The organism is Streptomyces gottesmaniae, from assembly GCF_031845845.1.
Taxonomy (GTDB): domain Bacteria; phylum Actinomycetota; class Actinomycetes; order Streptomycetales; family Streptomycetaceae; genus Streptomyces; species Streptomyces akebiae.
In genome coordinates this window covers 279030-293111 of the sequence record NZ_JAVRFJ010000003.1, presented here as the reverse complement: position 1 = coordinate 293111, position 14082 = coordinate 279030, and the positions used below count along the sequence as shown (strand labels likewise).

Annotated in this window: 13 protein-coding genes and 2 pseudogenes; 5 read left to right on the top strand and 10 right to left on the bottom strand. The window is 71.9% G+C overall.

Translation table 11 applies throughout. The features are described from left to right. Positions 1-141: 141 nt before the first annotated feature. Positions 142-801, bottom strand: coding sequence for a GTP cyclohydrolase II (gene ribA / locus RM704_RS05480; protein ID WP_033529694.1), 660 nt, complete (start codon positions 799-801; stop codon positions 142-144). A 78-nt stretch (positions 802-879) separates the two neighbouring features. Here ribA and RM704_RS05475 point away from each other — a divergent pair, with 78 nt between their 5' ends. Then, on the top strand, positions 880-1659 hold the full coding sequence (locus RM704_RS05475; protein ID WP_078937277.1) for a creatininase family protein: 780 nt from the start codon (positions 880-882) through the stop codon (positions 1657-1659). Between the two features lie 71 nt (positions 1660-1730). On the opposite strand, the pseudogene RM704_RS45440 reads toward RM704_RS05475, so the two are convergent. The 5 genes and pseudogenes from RM704_RS45440 to RM704_RS05450 form a co-directional block, all read right to left on the bottom strand. Then, positions 1731-3134, bottom strand: a pseudogene (locus RM704_RS45440) (lysylphosphatidylglycerol synthase transmembrane domain-containing protein); the annotation flags it as partial. Beyond that, a complete protein-coding gene (locus RM704_RS05465) occupies positions 3131-4165 on the bottom strand; it encodes a methyltransferase domain-containing protein (protein ID WP_033529695.1) in 1035 nt (344 codons plus the stop codon). The pseudogene RM704_RS45440 and the gene RM704_RS05465, both read right to left, overlap by 4 nt. After that, a complete protein-coding gene (locus tag RM704_RS05460; protein ID WP_033529696.1) occupies positions 4162-5406 on the bottom strand; it encodes a glycosyltransferase family 4 protein in 1245 nt (414 codons plus the stop codon). The genes RM704_RS05465 and RM704_RS05460 overlap by 4 nt, the downstream gene beginning before the upstream one ends. Next, entirely contained in the window at positions 5403-5801 is a 399-nt protein-coding gene (locus tag RM704_RS05455) for a 6-pyruvoyl trahydropterin synthase family protein (protein ID WP_033529697.1), read from the bottom strand. The genes RM704_RS05460 and RM704_RS05455 overlap by 4 nt, the downstream gene beginning before the upstream one ends. 169 nt (positions 5802-5970) lie before the next feature. Then, positions 5971-6951: a zinc-dependent alcohol dehydrogenase gene (locus RM704_RS05450; protein WP_033529698.1), complete on the bottom strand. Its 981-nt coding sequence runs from the start codon at positions 6949-6951 to the stop codon at positions 5971-5973. 106 nt (positions 6952-7057) lie between these two features. Between RM704_RS05450 and RM704_RS05445 the strand changes: the two genes are divergently transcribed. After that, entirely contained in the window at positions 7058-7900 is an 843-nt protein-coding gene (locus tag RM704_RS05445) for a CDP-alcohol phosphatidyltransferase family protein (protein ID WP_033529699.1), read from the top strand. Positions 7901-8201: 301 nt separating this feature from the next. Here RM704_RS05445 and RM704_RS05440 read toward each other — a convergent pair whose 3' ends face one another. Next, complete coding sequence (locus RM704_RS05440) at positions 8202-8513, bottom strand: hypothetical protein (RefSeq protein ID WP_311589777.1); 312 nt, start codon at positions 8511-8513, stop codon at positions 8202-8204. Between the two features lie 155 nt (positions 8514-8668). Between RM704_RS05440 and RM704_RS05435 the strand changes: the two genes are divergently transcribed. Beyond that, complete coding sequence (locus tag RM704_RS05435) at positions 8669-9208, top strand: phosphoribosyltransferase family protein (protein ID WP_052146253.1); 540 nt, start codon at positions 8669-8671, stop codon at positions 9206-9208. 18 nt (positions 9209-9226) lie between these two features. Here the strand turns inward: RM704_RS05435 and RM704_RS05430 are convergent. Both RM704_RS05430 and RM704_RS05425 read right to left on the bottom strand, forming a co-directional pair. Beyond that, a pseudogene (locus RM704_RS05430) lies at positions 9227-9697 on the bottom strand (GNAT family N-acetyltransferase). A gap of 48 nt (positions 9698-9745) precedes the next feature. Further along, complete coding sequence (locus RM704_RS05425) at positions 9746-10789, bottom strand: LacI family DNA-binding transcriptional regulator (RefSeq protein ID WP_033529701.1); 1044 nt, start codon at positions 10787-10789, stop codon at positions 9746-9748. Between the two features lie 199 nt (positions 10790-10988). On the opposite strand from RM704_RS05425, the gene RM704_RS05420 reads away from it, so the two are divergent. Beyond that, entirely contained in the window at positions 10989-11750 is a 762-nt protein-coding gene (locus RM704_RS05420) for an SDR family oxidoreductase (protein ID WP_033529702.1), read from the top strand. 137 nt (positions 11751-11887) lie between these two features. Continuing rightward, a complete protein-coding gene (locus tag RM704_RS05415) occupies positions 11888-12898 on the top strand; it encodes a Gfo/Idh/MocA family protein (RefSeq protein ID WP_033529703.1) in 1011 nt (336 codons plus the stop codon). A 133-nt stretch (positions 12899-13031) separates the two neighbouring features. On the opposite strand, the gene RM704_RS05410 is transcribed toward RM704_RS05415, so the two are convergent. Beyond that, positions 13032-14045, bottom strand: a complete 1014-nt coding sequence (locus RM704_RS05410) for a LacI family DNA-binding transcriptional regulator (protein WP_033529997.1) — start codon at positions 14043-14045, stop codon at positions 13032-13034. Between the last annotated feature and the right edge of the window lie 37 nt (positions 14046-14082).

Genomic DNA, 14082 nt, shown 5'->3' with positions numbered 1-14082 from the left:
CAGGTCTTCCACCCCGGGCGAACGTTCATGCGGGGCGCCCGGGTACTTGCCCGAAGGGGCAGCGTGTGCGGGCCTCGGGGCGGGCGCGGCGGCCGGTGTCGAAAGTCGTCTCCGGGACGGCCGCCGCGCGGACCCCGGCGCTCAGGACGAGTGGACCACCGCGTCCAGGTGCGGCAGGTAGTGGTCGAGCCGCTCCCGCTTGGTGCGCAGGTAGGTGATGTTGTCCTCGCACGGGGTGATGAGCAGCGGGACCTGCTCGGAGACCTTGATGCCGTGGCGCAGCAGCGCCTCCCGCTTGCGCGGGTTGTTCGACATCAGCCGGACCGACCGTACGCCGAGGTCGTGCAGCATCTCGGCCGCCACCCGGTAGTCGCGGGCGTCCACCGGCAGGCCGAGGGCGAGGTTGGCCTCGACGGTGTCCAGGCCCTCCGCCTGGAGCTTCATCGCCTGGAGCTTGGCGAGCAGGCCGATGCCGCGGCCCTCGTGACCGCGCAGATAGACGAGAATGCCGCGCCCCTCGGCGACTATCGCCCGCAGCGCGCTGTCGAGCTGCTCGCCGCATTCGCAGTGCTGCGAGCCGAACGCGTCACCGGTCAGGCACTCCGAGTGCAGCCGGATGAGAATTCCCTCACCGCCGCTGATGTCGCCGTACACCAGCGCCACTTGTTCTTCGCCGCGGTCCTGGTCGAGATAACCTACGGCCTCGAAGTCGCCGTAGGTGGTGGGCAGAGGGGCGTTCACCACGCGTACGGCGCCGGAGGACTGGGCATTCGTGCCGAGTACACCAACATTTTCTGTCATGATCTGGTTCCTATCTGGTGAGTCCTGACGTCATGCGAAAATGACGGAGCATCAGCAGAGACGAAAGGCCGTGAAAAGATGAGCAGTTCGAGTCTTGTTCCGACGGACACCACCGCGGACGTCCGGGAGCGGGGGGCGGCGGCGGGGCGACAGGTCGCGGTGCTTCCGGTCGGCAGCTACGAGCAGCACGGCCCGTATCTGCCGCTGGCCACCGACACGCTGGTCGCCTGCGCGATAGCCCGGGAGATAGCCGCCGCGTACCCGGTGCACCTCCTGCCGCCCGTGACCATCGCCTGCTCGCACGAGCACGCGGCCTGGCCCGGCACCGTCAGCATCTCCGCGACGACGTTGCACGCGATGGTGAGCGACATCGCCGCGTCCCTGCGCCGGTCGGGCGTCGAGGCGCTGGTGGTGGTCAACGGACACGGTGGGAATTACGTTCTGGGCAATGTCGTCCAGGAATCCACCGCGGCGGGACATCGAATGGCGCTTTTCCCGGCGATGGAGGACTGGGACGCCGCGCGCGAACGGGCGGGCGTCCAGACCTCGTTGCTCAGTGATATGCATGCGGGAGAAATTGAGACCTCCATACTTCTGCATTGCCATCCCGAATTGGTCCGACCCGGTCACGAGACCACCGATTTCCTTGCCGACGACCGCCGTCATCTCCTCTCCCTCGGTATGTCGGCCTACACCGACTCCGGTGTCATCGGCCGTCCGTCCCTGGCATCCGCCGCGAAGGGGAAGGAGTTGCTGGCAGGGTTCGTGGAATCCTTCGGAGCGTACTTCTCGTTGGTCACCTCGGACGCCTGGGGCAAGGGTCCGGTTCCGACCGACGCCTCCCCCGCGGGCGACTGACGGCGGGCCCGCAGGGAGCCGTACCAGCGCCCGACGAGCACGAGGGCTCCCGGCAGGGCGGCCGCGAAGCTGAGCACGCCGTAGACGACGGCCACGGTCAGCCCCTGCGAGGCGCCCAGGCCGGCGGCGCCGAAGGACCAGGCGGTGACGCCCTCCCTGGGGCCCCAGCCGCCGACGTTGAGCGGCAGGCTCATCGCGATCAGGGCCAGCAGCGCGAGGGGCAGCAGTTCCAGCGGGGTGGCGGAGGAGCCCGCGACGCGCGCGGCGAGCAGGAACGTCGCCACGTATCCGGCCAGTACCGCCACCGACGAGATCAGCACGGCCGGCCCGCTGTCGCGGTTCAGCAGCACACCGCGTGCCTCGGTGAGGACGACCCTGATCCTGCGGCCCCGGCCCTTCGCGCCCGCGCTCGGCCTGCGGCCCATCCGGACCGCCGCCCAGATCGCGAGCGCGCCCAGCGCGGCGAGCGCCGTCACACCGGCCGCGTGGCGGGTCTGCTCCAGCACGGGGGACGGCAGCACCAGCAGGACCGTTACGCCCACGACTGCCAGCACCAACTGGCCCGCGGTGCGCTCGATCACCACCGCGCGCACGCCCCGGCCCATGTCGCCGGAGCTCTGTCCGTGCCGCACCGCCCGGTGGACGTCGCCGAGGACACCGCCGGGCAGTGCCGCGTTGAGGAAGAGCGCCCGGTAGTAGTCCGCGACGGCCGGACCGAGCGGCAGCCCGAGCCCGAGCGACCGCGTCACCGCGCACCAGCGCCACGCGCTGAACACCGTCGTCAGCACGCCGATCCCGACCGCCGCCGCGAGCGTCCCGCCGTCGATCCGCCGCAGCCCGTCGACGAACACGCCGGTGCCCATCCGCCAGAACACGACCGCGAGGATCGCCGTTCCGGCCAGGGTGCCGAAGTGGGTGCGCAGGACGCGGACGAACGTGGAGGCGGGCCGCGACGCGAGGGGGCGTTCCGGTGCCGCGGAGGGCGCTGGGGTTGCCTGGGGGGACGCCGGGGTTGCCTGGGAGGCCTCCGGGGCTGCCTGGGAGAGGGCCACTGCGGCCCCGACCCGGCTCCGGCCACCGGTTGAGTCGGCGGCCACGGACACGGCGTCGGCCGTATCCACCACGTCGGCCGTATCCGCCACGTCCGCCGCGTCCGTCGAGGGCGTTGCCGAGGCGGCGGTCCGAGGGGGCGCGGTACGGCCGTCCGGCGCGGCCGGGGGCGTCGCCGCCCGGTCGGCCCGGTCCGTGTGGGAAGCGGTCGTCGAGGCCGCGGCCTCCGGCGAACGCGTGCCCGCTGCCGCCGCCACGGGCGGCAGTTCGGGTGAGCGTCCGCCGGGCGTGAGCGCGCGCACCCTCGCCCGCGCACCCGGTGTGCCCGCCTTCACTCGGGCCCGGACTCCGCGCGGGCGTACGCGTACGCGGTCACCCGTCGCCGGTGGATGGGCCTCGACCGTCTCCTCCACCGGTGCCGTCATGAGGCTCCGCCCGTCGGTCGGGGAAGCGCCAGGAGGTCGCTGTGGTGCACGACGACGCGGAGTTCGCCGGCCGCGTTGGCCGCGAGGCGGTCGAGCAGGTAGGCGTCGGCGCGCTCGGTGAGTTCGGGGCGCTGTTCGCAGGCGGCACCGACCCAGCCGCGCAGCCACTCCTCGGTGAGGGCCGTGTGCCGGATGTCGAGCTGCCAGGGGCTCGGGTGGACCCGGACCGTGGCGCCCTGCTGGGCGAACGCCTCACAGGCCATGGTGATCGCGTCCGGGCCGAGCAGATCGCTCGCGCGCTGGTGGGCGTTGAACGCCTCGGCGATCTCGGCGTCCATGGGGTGCGCGGGGACGAGGTCCACGCGGCCCACGACCGAGAGGGTCAGCAGCGCGGGCACTCCGGCGCCCGCGCAGGCCGCCGCGAGCCCCTCGATCTCCTCACGGGTGAGGACGTCGAGCAGCGCGGACGCCGTGACCAGCGAGGCACCGTCGAGGTCGGCCGCCGTCAGCCGCCCGATGTCACCGCGCCGCGTGGTGACCGTGACCGGGCTGCCGTCGGCGGCGGCGCGCGGCGCCCGCGCGACGGCCAGCCGCAGCAGGTTCGGGTCCTGGTCGTGCAGCACCCACCGCTGGGCGCCGTCCAGCCGGGGCGCGAGCCAGCGGCCCATCGAGCCGGTGCCGCAGCCGAGGTCGTGCACGGTCAGCCCGGTGGCACGACCGGGCAGGTTCGCGAGGCGGATCCGCAGCGGGTCCAGCAGATCCGCCGCGCGGGCCTCCGCGTCCGCGCTCTCGCGCAACTCCAGCCACTGCGGGGCGTACTGATGGCCCTCGGGCGCCGGCGTGTTTCCCCCGCGTCCCGCCATGCTCAACGCCCCGCCGACGGCGGGCCCGGTGGCGGCCGTGGTGCCACCGGCGGCGGCCGGCCCCGCGGCGACCGACGTACCCGGCGAGGGGGTCGCCCCCGTGGGCAGCGGTCCGCCCGTCGACAGCGGCCCGCCCGCGGACATGGTCATATCGGCAGAAGTGGTCATGCGGCCCTCCGAGGTTCGTGCCGTAGCCGGCCCAGGACATGGGCGAGGCTGCGGGCCGTGGTCGCCCACCCGTCCAGCGCGGCCCTGCGCCCGCGTGCCGCCGCCTTCAGCCGGCGCCGTACGTCGGCCTCCCCGAACCAGCCGCGCAGCTCCGCCGCGATGGCCGCGGGGTTCTCCGGCGGGACCAGGATGCCGGGCACGCCTCCGTCGGGGGCGCGGCCGACGGCCTCGGGGAGACCGCCGACGTCCGTGGCCAGGACGGGGATTCCACGGGCGAGGGCTTCGGTGACCGCCATGCCGTACGTCTCGGCGTAGGAGGTGAGGACCATGAGGTCGGCGGCGGCGTAGCTGGCGTCGAGTTCCGCGCCGGCCTGCGGTCCGGCGAGGTGGAAGCGGTCCTCCAGGCCGAACTTCGCGATCAGCGAGCGGAGGTGCTCGACGTACTCGGGCTCCTGGTCGAGGCCGCCGACCAGCACGCAGCTCCAGCGCAGTTCGGTGACGGTCGCGAGGGCCTCCACCAGCCGGTGCTGCCCCTTGCGCGGGGTGACCGCGGCCACGCACAGCAGCCGGGAGACGCCGTCGGTGCCGGAGGCGAGGGGCGCGATGTCGGCGCCGGGGGCGGCGACATGGACCCGCTCGGGAGCGAGCCCGTGGTGTGCCACGAGTCTGCGGACCGCCCACTCGCTGGTGGCGATCACGGCGGACACACCCCGCAGTGTGGTGCGCTCCTTGGCGTCGAGTTCGGCGGCGAGTTGGGGCTCCAGGCCGGTCTCGTCGCCGAGCGGCAGATGCACCAGCACGGCCAGGCAGAGGCGTTCGGCCTCGGGGAGGATGATCTCGGGGACGCCGCAGGCGACCAGTCCGTCGAGCAGGACGACCGTGCCGTCGGGGAGCTCGCTCAGCGTACGGGCGAGTTCGGCGCGGGCCGTGTCACCCGGGCGCGGCCAGCTGCCGTCGATCGCGTGCTTGTGCACCTGCCAGCCGAAGCCGGGCAGATCGAGGCAGATCCGTCGGTCGTAGGCGTTGCCGCCGCTGGGCCGGGTGGGGTCGTCGACGCCGCCCGGCATCACGAAGTGCACGGAACGCAGCGACATGGGGATGATCGCGGCGTTCTTCAGCGCCGCGTTCTGCACGGGCACATAGCCGAGCCGCACCTGCTCTCCCCCGTCCGCCTGCACAGCGCTGCCGTATGCCTGGGCGGTGGTGCCGACCGCCGCCCGGTCGATGGTCACGTCGGTCACAGGGCACGCTCGTAACTCGCCCAGGCGATGTGCGACTCGTGCAGGGTGACCGTGAGTCCCGCGATGCCCTTGGCGTTCTCCCCGAGGGCGCCCTTGTGGATCCGCTCGGCGAGGCGGTCGGCGATCACCTTGGCCAGGAACTCCGTGGAGGTGTTGGTGTTGGCGAAGGCGGGCTCGTTGTCGAGGTTGCGGTAGTTCAACTCGCTCACCACGGCACCGAGCTCCTGGGTGGCCAGCCCGATGTCTACGACGATGTTGTCGTCGTCCAGTTCGGCGCGCCGGAAGGTGGCGTCCACGAGGAACGTGGCGCCGTGCAGGCGCTGCGCGGGTCCGAAGACCTCCCCGCGGAAGCTGTGGGCGATCATGATGTGATCGCGAACGGTGATGCTGAACAACGGACGACCCTCCAGTGCGGTACGTCTGCCCCCGGGCCGGGGCATGCCGTGTAGTACGGCTGCTCCCTACCCGTTGTTCAGCCGAGTTTTCCGGATTCTTCGGAGGTCAGCGTTCCGTTCGGGCAGTTCAGGGGCGGGTGGGGCGAAGCGGAACACTCAACTCACGGGCTCACGCGGCGTCGTAGCGCACCCGGTGGCACATCCCCGGCAGCTCTCCGCTCGCGAGCTTCGGCAGGACGTCCGGGAGTTCCTCGAAGGCGCATTCCCCGGTGACGAGGGCGTCGAAGCGGGCGTCGGCGAGGAGTTCGAGGGCGAGCGCCAGCCGGTCCGCGTACGTACGTCCGACGCGTCCGGCCGGGGAGACGGTTCCCACCTGGCTGCTGCGGATGGTGAGCCGGCGGGAATGGAAGACCTCGCCGAGGGGCAGGGCGATCCGGCGGTCGCCGTACCAGCTCAGCTCGATGACCGTGCCCTCGGCGGCGAGGAGTTCGAGGGAACGTACGAGGCCCTGTTCGTTCGCGCTGGCGTGCACGACGAGGTCGCACTCGCCGAGCGCCTCCTCGGGCAGCGCGAAGTCCACGCCGAGGGCGCGGGCGATGTCGGCGCGCGCCGGGTCCGCGTCGACGAGCTGGACGCGCACGCCCGGGTAGCGCGCGAGGAGCGCGGCGACCGAGCAGCCGACCATGCCGCCGCCGACGACGGCGATCCGGTCACCGATGAGCGGAGCCGCGTCCCACAGGGCGTTGACGGCGGTCTCGACGGTCCCGGCCAGGACGGCCCGCGCCGCCGGAACGGACTCCGGCACGACGGTGACGGCGCTCACCGGAACGACGTAGCGGCTCTGGTGCGGATACAGACAGAAGACGGTCCGTCCGACCAGTGCGTCCGGCCCCTCTTCCACCCGCCCCACGCTGAGATAGCCGTACTTCACGGGAGCGGGAAAATCGCCCTCCTGGAAGGGCGCGCGCATGGCCGCGCGCTGGTTCTCGGGCACTTCGCCGCGGAACACGAGCGTCTCGGTGCCCCGGCTGACTCCTGAGTACAGCGCGCGGACCAGGACCTCCCCGTCGGCGGGTGCGGCGAGCGTCTCCTGACGGATCTCGCCGTGCCCGGGTGAGCGTAGCCAGAAGGCATTGGCTGTCGGTTTCATGTGCGTCTCCGTGAACGGTCGAGCGGTCAGCCACGTACGCAGCGGTGGGAGTCGCGGACACGGTACGCGGCGATGATCCACTTGTCACACGTTCGGAAGGTATGCGGTGGCCCTGATCAACACATACGACGGCCGACTGTTGCTGTCGGAGACGACGGTGGGCGCGGGTGCCCAGGTGCTGCTGCTCGCCTTCCTGGGCACGGCGATCGGACTGGGCCCGGCGGGCTGGCTGACCGGGCTGGCCTTCGGGCTCGCCACCTGGGCGGTCCTCAACCGCGCCCTGCTGCGCACCCGGACGCGTACCTTCGGGCCCGCGAACCGCGTCACGCTCGGCAGGGCGATACTCGTCGGCGCCGTCACCGCGCTGGTCGCCGACTCCTTCCAGAGCTCGCCGCCCGTCTCGCTCTTCGTCGGCCTGACCGCCGTGGCGCTGATCCTCGACGGCGTCGACGGCAAGGTGGCCCGCCGGACGGGGACGTCGACCGCGCTGGGCGCCCGCTTCGACATGGAGGTCGACGCGTTCCTGATCCTGGTGCTGAGCGTGTACGTCTCCATGTCGATGGGCCCGTGGGTGCTGCTGATCGGTCTCATGCGGTACGTCTTCGTGGCCGCCGCCAAGGCCGCCCCGTGGCTGAACAACTCCCTGCCGCACAGCATGGCCCGCAAGACGGTCGCCGCCGTTCAGGGCGTGTTCCTGCTCGTCGCCGCCTCCGGCCTGCTGCCGTACGAGGCGGGCTTCGGCCTGGTCGCTCTGGCGCTGGGCTCGCTGCTCTGGTCGTTCGGGCGGGACATCGTCTGGCTGTTCCGCAACCGGGAGGGCGCCGTTGAGCCGAGGGCCACGGCGACCGTCCACGAGACGCTGACCGTGATCATGGAGCCGACCGTCGAACACCGGGCGGGCGAGCGCCGGGCGGGCGAGCGCCGGGCGGCCGAACTCGTCACGAGCTGACGGGGATCGGAATTGGCGGTGCGGAAAGGGTGGACACGGCCGGGTCTACGGCCGATGTATCGCCGTACGTGTCGGGCGGCGTACGTGTCGGGCGGCGTACGTGTCGGGCGGCGTACGTGTCGGGCGGCGTACGTGCCGGGCGGCGTACGTGCCGGGCGGCGTACGTGTCGGGCGGCGTACGTGTCGGGCGGCGTACGTTCGACCAACGCCGGCACCAGGCAGGGGAGCACGGCGGAGCACCAGCCCTGGAGACGAAGGGGCAGGCGTCCCAGTCCGGGCCCAAGTTCAGTGACCGAGGGGGTCAGCCCGGCTCAGCCAGGCCGGAGCCGGCAGCTTTCGGGGGCCTCTGGTGACCGCACTCCAGCCGGGTTCCGTTGGCGTCCGTCACTGTGTACTCCAGGACGATCTTGGTCGGGTCGCCGTCCTCATAAGGCCACACCGTGATGCCTCCCTCCCAGACGAGGGTGGAGAACCAGACATCGATCCCCTCGGCTTCAGGCCCGACCGTGAAGACCTCCCCGGGCTTCCGATAGAAGTCCTCACCGTACGGCTCGATGAAGAGACAGAGATCCCCATTGCCTGCGTTCTCCACAGGCAGCCTGCTGCGTCCCACTCGTCCCCCTCCCTCCCCCGACCACCACTCCGTCGCACAGTATCCGCCTGCACCGGCGCCAAGCATCAGCTGAATGTGAGCGAGCGGACTCGCGCCTGGCCTGCCGGGGAAGAAATGAGTTGTCGTGAGACAGTCGGGCCTCGACACTCGCGACCATGACGGACCCAGCCCGGGACCTGGCACTCAGCCACTTCCAGTGGATCGACGGCCACGCCGATGTCTGGAGGATCTTCCGCGACCCGGCCGCGCTGTCCGGCGTGGTCAGGGGGCTCGCGGCGACATTCGAGAGTGAAGGGATCACCGCTGTTTGCGGCATCGAGTCCCGGGGTTTCCTCCTTGGCGCCGCGGTCGCCCTGGAGCTCGGCGTCGGCTTCATCGCTGTACGCAAGCAGGACGGTCTGTTCCCCGGTGAGAAAATCACCAGACGGACGCCGCCCGACTACCGCCGTCTTCGCCATGAACTTCGCATGCAACGCGCCTCGCTCACGGCAGGCGACCGGGTGCTGCTGGTCGACGACTGGATCGAGACCGGCAGCCAGGCAGCCAGCGTCAAGTCCATGGTCGAAGAAGGCGGAAGCCGTTGGGGCGGTTGCGCTGTGATCGTCGACCAGACATCCGAGTCATGCCGCCGGAAGCTGGACGTGCGCGGCCTGGTCAGAGCAGCCGAGCTCCCCGTATGGAGCTCGCAGCACTAGAGGGGAGCGGCGGCATGCTCAGCTCAGCGTCAAGCGCACCAGGTCGATCTCCTCGTCACGGGCCCGGGCGAAGCACCGGCTCTTTCCCGTGACGACGAACCCGCACTTCTCCAGCACGCGGATGGAGCCGGCATTGTCAGCGGCGGCATCGGCGTGCAGCGGCCGCGTTGGCTCCAGCTTGATCAGTTAGGCAAGGGCCGCGGTGGCAATGCCCTGGCCCCAATGGGTTCGCCCGATGACGTACGTGACCTCGCGCTCCGACGGCGGACCGAAGACAGCGGCGTGCCCTGCTACAGCGCCGTCGGCGACAACGGTACGCAAGATCACGGACGGGTCCGAGCGCACCTTGGTCCAGTGCCGGTCGAAGTGGCCACGGTCGTAGTGATACTTCCGGGTCACAGCGGCCATCTGCCGCAACTCGGAATCCGTCAGCTGCTGCCAGAAGATCGGCAGGTCACTGTCCTCAAGTGCGCGCAGCGATATGCCCATAGGCGCAGTCTCACTCTCCAGATGACCGGCCCACAACCTGACGAAGCACTATTGACCGGTGACCGCACCGGCCCCCGGCGGCATGTTGTACGGCGTCACCACCTGGATCGCCGACGGCAGGAACGGGCCCTCGTCGGGAAGGGCCTGGTGGGCGCGCATGATCACCTGGCAGGCGCGGCGGACGTCCTGGCGCAGGTCGTGGTGGAGCACGGCGGAGAGCCGGTGCTCGCGCAGCAGACGGGTGTTGTCGTGGTCCAGGTCGTGGGCGACGAAGACGTGCGGCGCGCGGCCGAGCGCGGCGAAGGCGTCGAGCGTCGCGGTGTTGCCGCCGCCGATGGAGTAGACCGCCGCGATCCCCGGCTCCCGCTCCAGCGCGCCCAGGACGAGGTCCCGCTGGGTGGCGTCGAGGCCGTCGCTGTCGGTGACCTCCACGAGGGCCCGCTGCGGCGCGACCGCCCGCATCACCCCGCGGAACCCCATCTCGCGCTCCTCCTCGTTGCGGTAGAAACTGCGGCTTATCGTCACCAGGACGGCTCCCGGCCGGTCGCCCAGCCACTGCCGGAGCAGATACGCGGCGGTCGCCCCGGCGGCCCGGTTGTCGATGCCGACGTACGCGCAGCGCGGGCTGTTCGGCAGGTCCGTCACATAGGTGACCACCGGGACCCCGGCCGCGACCAGCCGCTCGACGGCGGCGGTGACCTCCGGCACGTCCGGCGCCTTGAGGATCACGCCCTGCGAGCCGCGCCGCCCGATCCGGTCGAGCACCCGCACCATCTCCGAGGCCGACCCCGTCTCCCGGAAGTGGAAGCGCGACCGTACGACCGCCGGGTGCAGGGACGGCAGCTCGGCCTCCAGCGCCTCCCGGACCGCCGTGGAGAACCGGTCCGGGGTCTGCATCACGATGTCGACCATGAACGTGCGGCCCCCGATGCGCACCTGCGTCCGCTGCCGGTCCAGGTCCCGCACGGCCTGGTGCACCTCGCGGGCGGTGCTCTCCCGCACCCCTCCCCGGCCGTTGAGGACCCGGTCGACCGTGGCCTGGCTCAGCCCGGCCTGCCGGGCGATCTCACGGATCGTGTAGGGGTGCGCCATGGCGATGTGTCCTGGATCTCGATGGTGGGCGGCGGTGAACCGGATGATGGGTTTTTGATGGTCCGCTGCGGGTTGTACGAGGGGCCCCGCGCCCCAAGACTGACAGAGGCGACGGCGCTGGGGAAGCCATGAAAGGCCCTACGGCCGGACCGCCACAGGCCCCGGCACGGCCCGCCGGAGCCGGTCGAAAGGAAGAACCATGGCACTACTGGAGGACAAGGTCGTCCTCGTGAACGGCGGCAGCCAGGGCGTCGGCGCGGGCGTCGTCCGGGCGGCCCTGCGCGAGGGCGCGACCGTCGCCTTCACCGGCCGCCGAGCCGAGGTCGGCAAGCGGCTCGCGGCGGACACCGGCGCGACGTTCGTCCAGGCGGACCTGACGGAACCGGCGCAGGTGCGCGGCGCCGTCGAGCAGGTGATCGCCGCACACGGCCGGGTCGACAGCCTCGTCAACGCGGCCGGCCTGACCTCACGCGGCTCGCTCCTCGACACCTCGCCCGAACTGTTCGACGCGCACATCGCGATCAACCTGCGTGCCCCCTTCTTCGCCATGCAGGCCGTGGTCGAGCATCTGGTGGCCCGCACGGCGCCCGGCACGATCGTCAACATCGGCTCGAACTGCGCGCACGGCGGCCCGCCGCACCTGGCCCCGTACTCCGCCGCCAAGGCCGGCCTCGCGGGACTCACCCGCAACGCCGCCCACGCCCACCGCTGGGACCGGATCCGGATCAACGACCTCAACATCGGCTGGACGGAGACCGAGGGCGAGGACGCGATCCAGCGCGAGTTCCACGACGCGGACGACGACTGGCGGGAACGGGCCGCCGCGGGCCTCCCGATGGGCAAGCTCGGCCAGGTCGACGAGATCGCCGACTTCGTGGTCTTCCTCCTGTCCGACCGCAGCGGCGTGGTCACCGGTTCGGTGATCGACTGGGACCAGAACGTCGTCGGCGCCTCGGACTGACGGCCCCCGACCCGCTCCCCTCCCTTCCCCTCCCGTCTCCTCCTTCGCTCCTCCCGTCTCCTCCTTCTCCCCCCGTCTGCTCTTCTCCTGCTCCTCCGGCAGAACTTCTCCAGCACATCCGAAAGGGACACTCGATCATGCGCATTGGCATCCTGGGGCTGGGCCGCATCGGCGCCTTCCACGCCGGGACTCTCGCCGGGCTGGACGTCGTGGAGCAGCTGGTGGTCTCCGACCCGCTGGCCGCGGCCGCCGCCTCCGCCGCCGAGAAGTACGGCGCCACCGTGGCCGACTCGCCCGAGGCCGTCTTCGCCTCCGGCATCGACGGTGTCGTGATCACCGCCGCCACCGACGCGCACCCGGGACTGATCCTGGCCGCCGTCGAGGCGGGCATCCCGGTGTTCTGCGAGAAGCCGGTGGCGAAGACGGTGGAGGAGAGCCTCACCGTGCTGCGCGCCGTGCGCGACAGTGGCATCGAGGCCCAGATCGGCTTCAACCGCCGCTTCGACGCGGGCTGTGTGGCCGCCCGCGAGGCCGTCCTCAGCGGCGAGCTGGGCGCGCTGCACACCGTACGGTCGACCACCCTCGACCCCGCCCCGCCGCCGGCGGCCTACGTCGCGGTGTCGGGCGGCATCTTCCGCGACTGCGCGGTGCACGACTTCGACGTGGTGCGCTGGGTGACGGGCCGCGAGGTCGTCGAGGTGTACGCGACGGGCGGCAACAAGGGTGCGGAGTACATCAAGGAGGCGGGTGACGTCGACACCGCGTCGGCGCTCCTCACCTTCGACGACGGCACCATCGGCGTCATCTCCAACACCCGCCACAACGCCCGGGGTTACGACGTCCGTCTGGAGGTCCACGGCATGAAGGACAGCATCGCCGCCGGCCTCGACACCCAGCTCCCGCTGCGCTCCGCCGAGCCGGGCGTGACCTTCCCCGCCGGTCCCCCGCACACCTTCTTCATGGACCGCTTCGCCCCCGCCTACCGTGCCGAACTCACCACGTTCACCGAGGTCGTCGCCGGCACCCGCACCTCCCCCTGCACGGTCGCCGACGCCCTGGAGGCCAGCTGGATCGCCGAGGCGGCGACCCTGTCGGTGGCGGAGCACCGGCCGGTGCGGCTGGACGAGGTGCGGGGGCTGGCCGGCTGAGTGGACCGGGCCCGGCACGTGCGGGACCGGGCGACCGGGCGGGACCAGAACCCAACCGCGCGACCGGGTCAGGACGGTGAACCCGGCCGCTCTGCCGGGCCGGCCTGCACTCCCGCCGCGCGGCCCCGCCGTGTCAGGTGCTGGAACGGACGACGAGTCGGGTGGGCAGGATCAGCGGGGTTGGGTCCTGCCCGTCGACGAGCGCGACGAGCATGCGTGCCATCTCGCGTCCGAGGGCCGCGATGGGCTGGTGGACGGTGGTGAGCGGCGGATCGGCGATCCGGGCCACGGCCAGGTCGTCGAAGCCGACCACGGCGACATCCTCGGGAACCTGCCGCCCCGCCTGGCGCAGGACACGCAGCGCACCCGCCCCCATGTTGTCGCTGGCGGCGAACACCCCGTCCACGTCGGGGTGTTCGGCCAGCAGCGCGGCCATGACGGCGGCTCCGCCGGACTCGGTGAAGTCGCCCTCACGCGGCGGAAACGGATCGAGCCCGGCCGCCAGCACGGCGTCCCGGTAACCCCGGTACCGGGCGCGCCCCGCCTCGGTGTCCAGGCGCCCGCAGATCGCGGCCACCCGGCTCCTGCCGCGTGAGAGCAGGTGCTCGGTCGCCTCGCGGGCACCGCCGGTGTTGTCGACGTCCACGTACCAGCGGGGGGTCGAGCCGACCGGCCGTCCGCCGAACACCACGGGCAGGTCCGCCTCCTCGGCGATCCGGGCCAGTGGATCGTCCTCGCGCAGCGCCATCATCATGACGCCGTCGGCGCCCTTGGAGCGGAGCAGTTCCGCCACCCTCTTGCGGCCCCGGTCGGACGCGGCCAGGCACAGCATCAGATGCAGGTCGGCCTCCTCCAGTGCGCCCGACGCCCCCACGATCACCTGGGCGAAGAACGGATCCGCGAAGATCGACGGTTCCTCCCCGGAGATGACCAGGGCGGCTGCTCCCGTCTGCCGGGTGGCCAGGGCGCGGGCGCTCGGATTGGGGACGTAGCCGAGCTGCCGCACGGCCCGCTCGACCGCCTCTCGCTTCGAACGGCTGACGTGCGGCGCGTCGTTGAGGACGCGGGAGGCCACGGACCGGGAGACCCCGGCGAGTTCGGCCACGGCGTCGAGCGTGGGCCGCCGACGCGCCGGATCCTCTGCCATGACCACGACCCCTTCCCCCGAATCACGCCGAAGTCCC

What these genes read in the sequence shown, in the direction of transcription:
- ribA (WP_033529694.1), bottom strand. Translation starts at nt 801, where the DNA reads ATGACAGAAAATGTTGGTGTACTCGGCACGAATGCCCAGTCCTCCGGC.
- RM704_RS05475 (WP_078937277.1), top strand. Translation starts at nt 880, where the DNA reads ATGAGCAGTTCGAGTCTTGTTCCGACGGACACCACCGCGGACGTCCGG.
- RM704_RS05465 (WP_033529695.1), bottom strand. Translation starts at nt 4,165, where the DNA reads ATGACCACTTCTGCCGATATGACCATGTCCGCGGGCGGGCCGCTGTCG.
- RM704_RS05450 (WP_033529698.1), bottom strand. Translation starts at nt 6,951, where the DNA reads ATGAAACCGACAGCCAATGCCTTCTGGCTACGCTCACCCGGGCACGGC.
- RM704_RS05435 (WP_052146253.1), top strand. Translation starts at nt 8,669, where the DNA reads ATGACGGACCCAGCCCGGGACCTGGCACTCAGCCACTTCCAGTGGATC.
- RM704_RS05425 (WP_033529701.1), bottom strand. Translation starts at nt 10,789, where the DNA reads ATGGCGCACCCCTACACGATCCGTGAGATCGCCCGGCAGGCCGGGCTG.
- RM704_RS05420 (WP_033529702.1), top strand. Translation starts at nt 10,989, where the DNA reads ATGGCACTACTGGAGGACAAGGTCGTCCTCGTGAACGGCGGCAGCCAG.
- RM704_RS05415 (WP_033529703.1), top strand. Translation starts at nt 11,888, where the DNA reads ATGCGCATTGGCATCCTGGGGCTGGGCCGCATCGGCGCCTTCCACGCC.
- RM704_RS05410 (WP_033529997.1), bottom strand. Translation starts at nt 14,045, where the DNA reads ATGGCAGAGGATCCGGCGCGTCGGCGGCCCACGCTCGACGCCGTGGCC.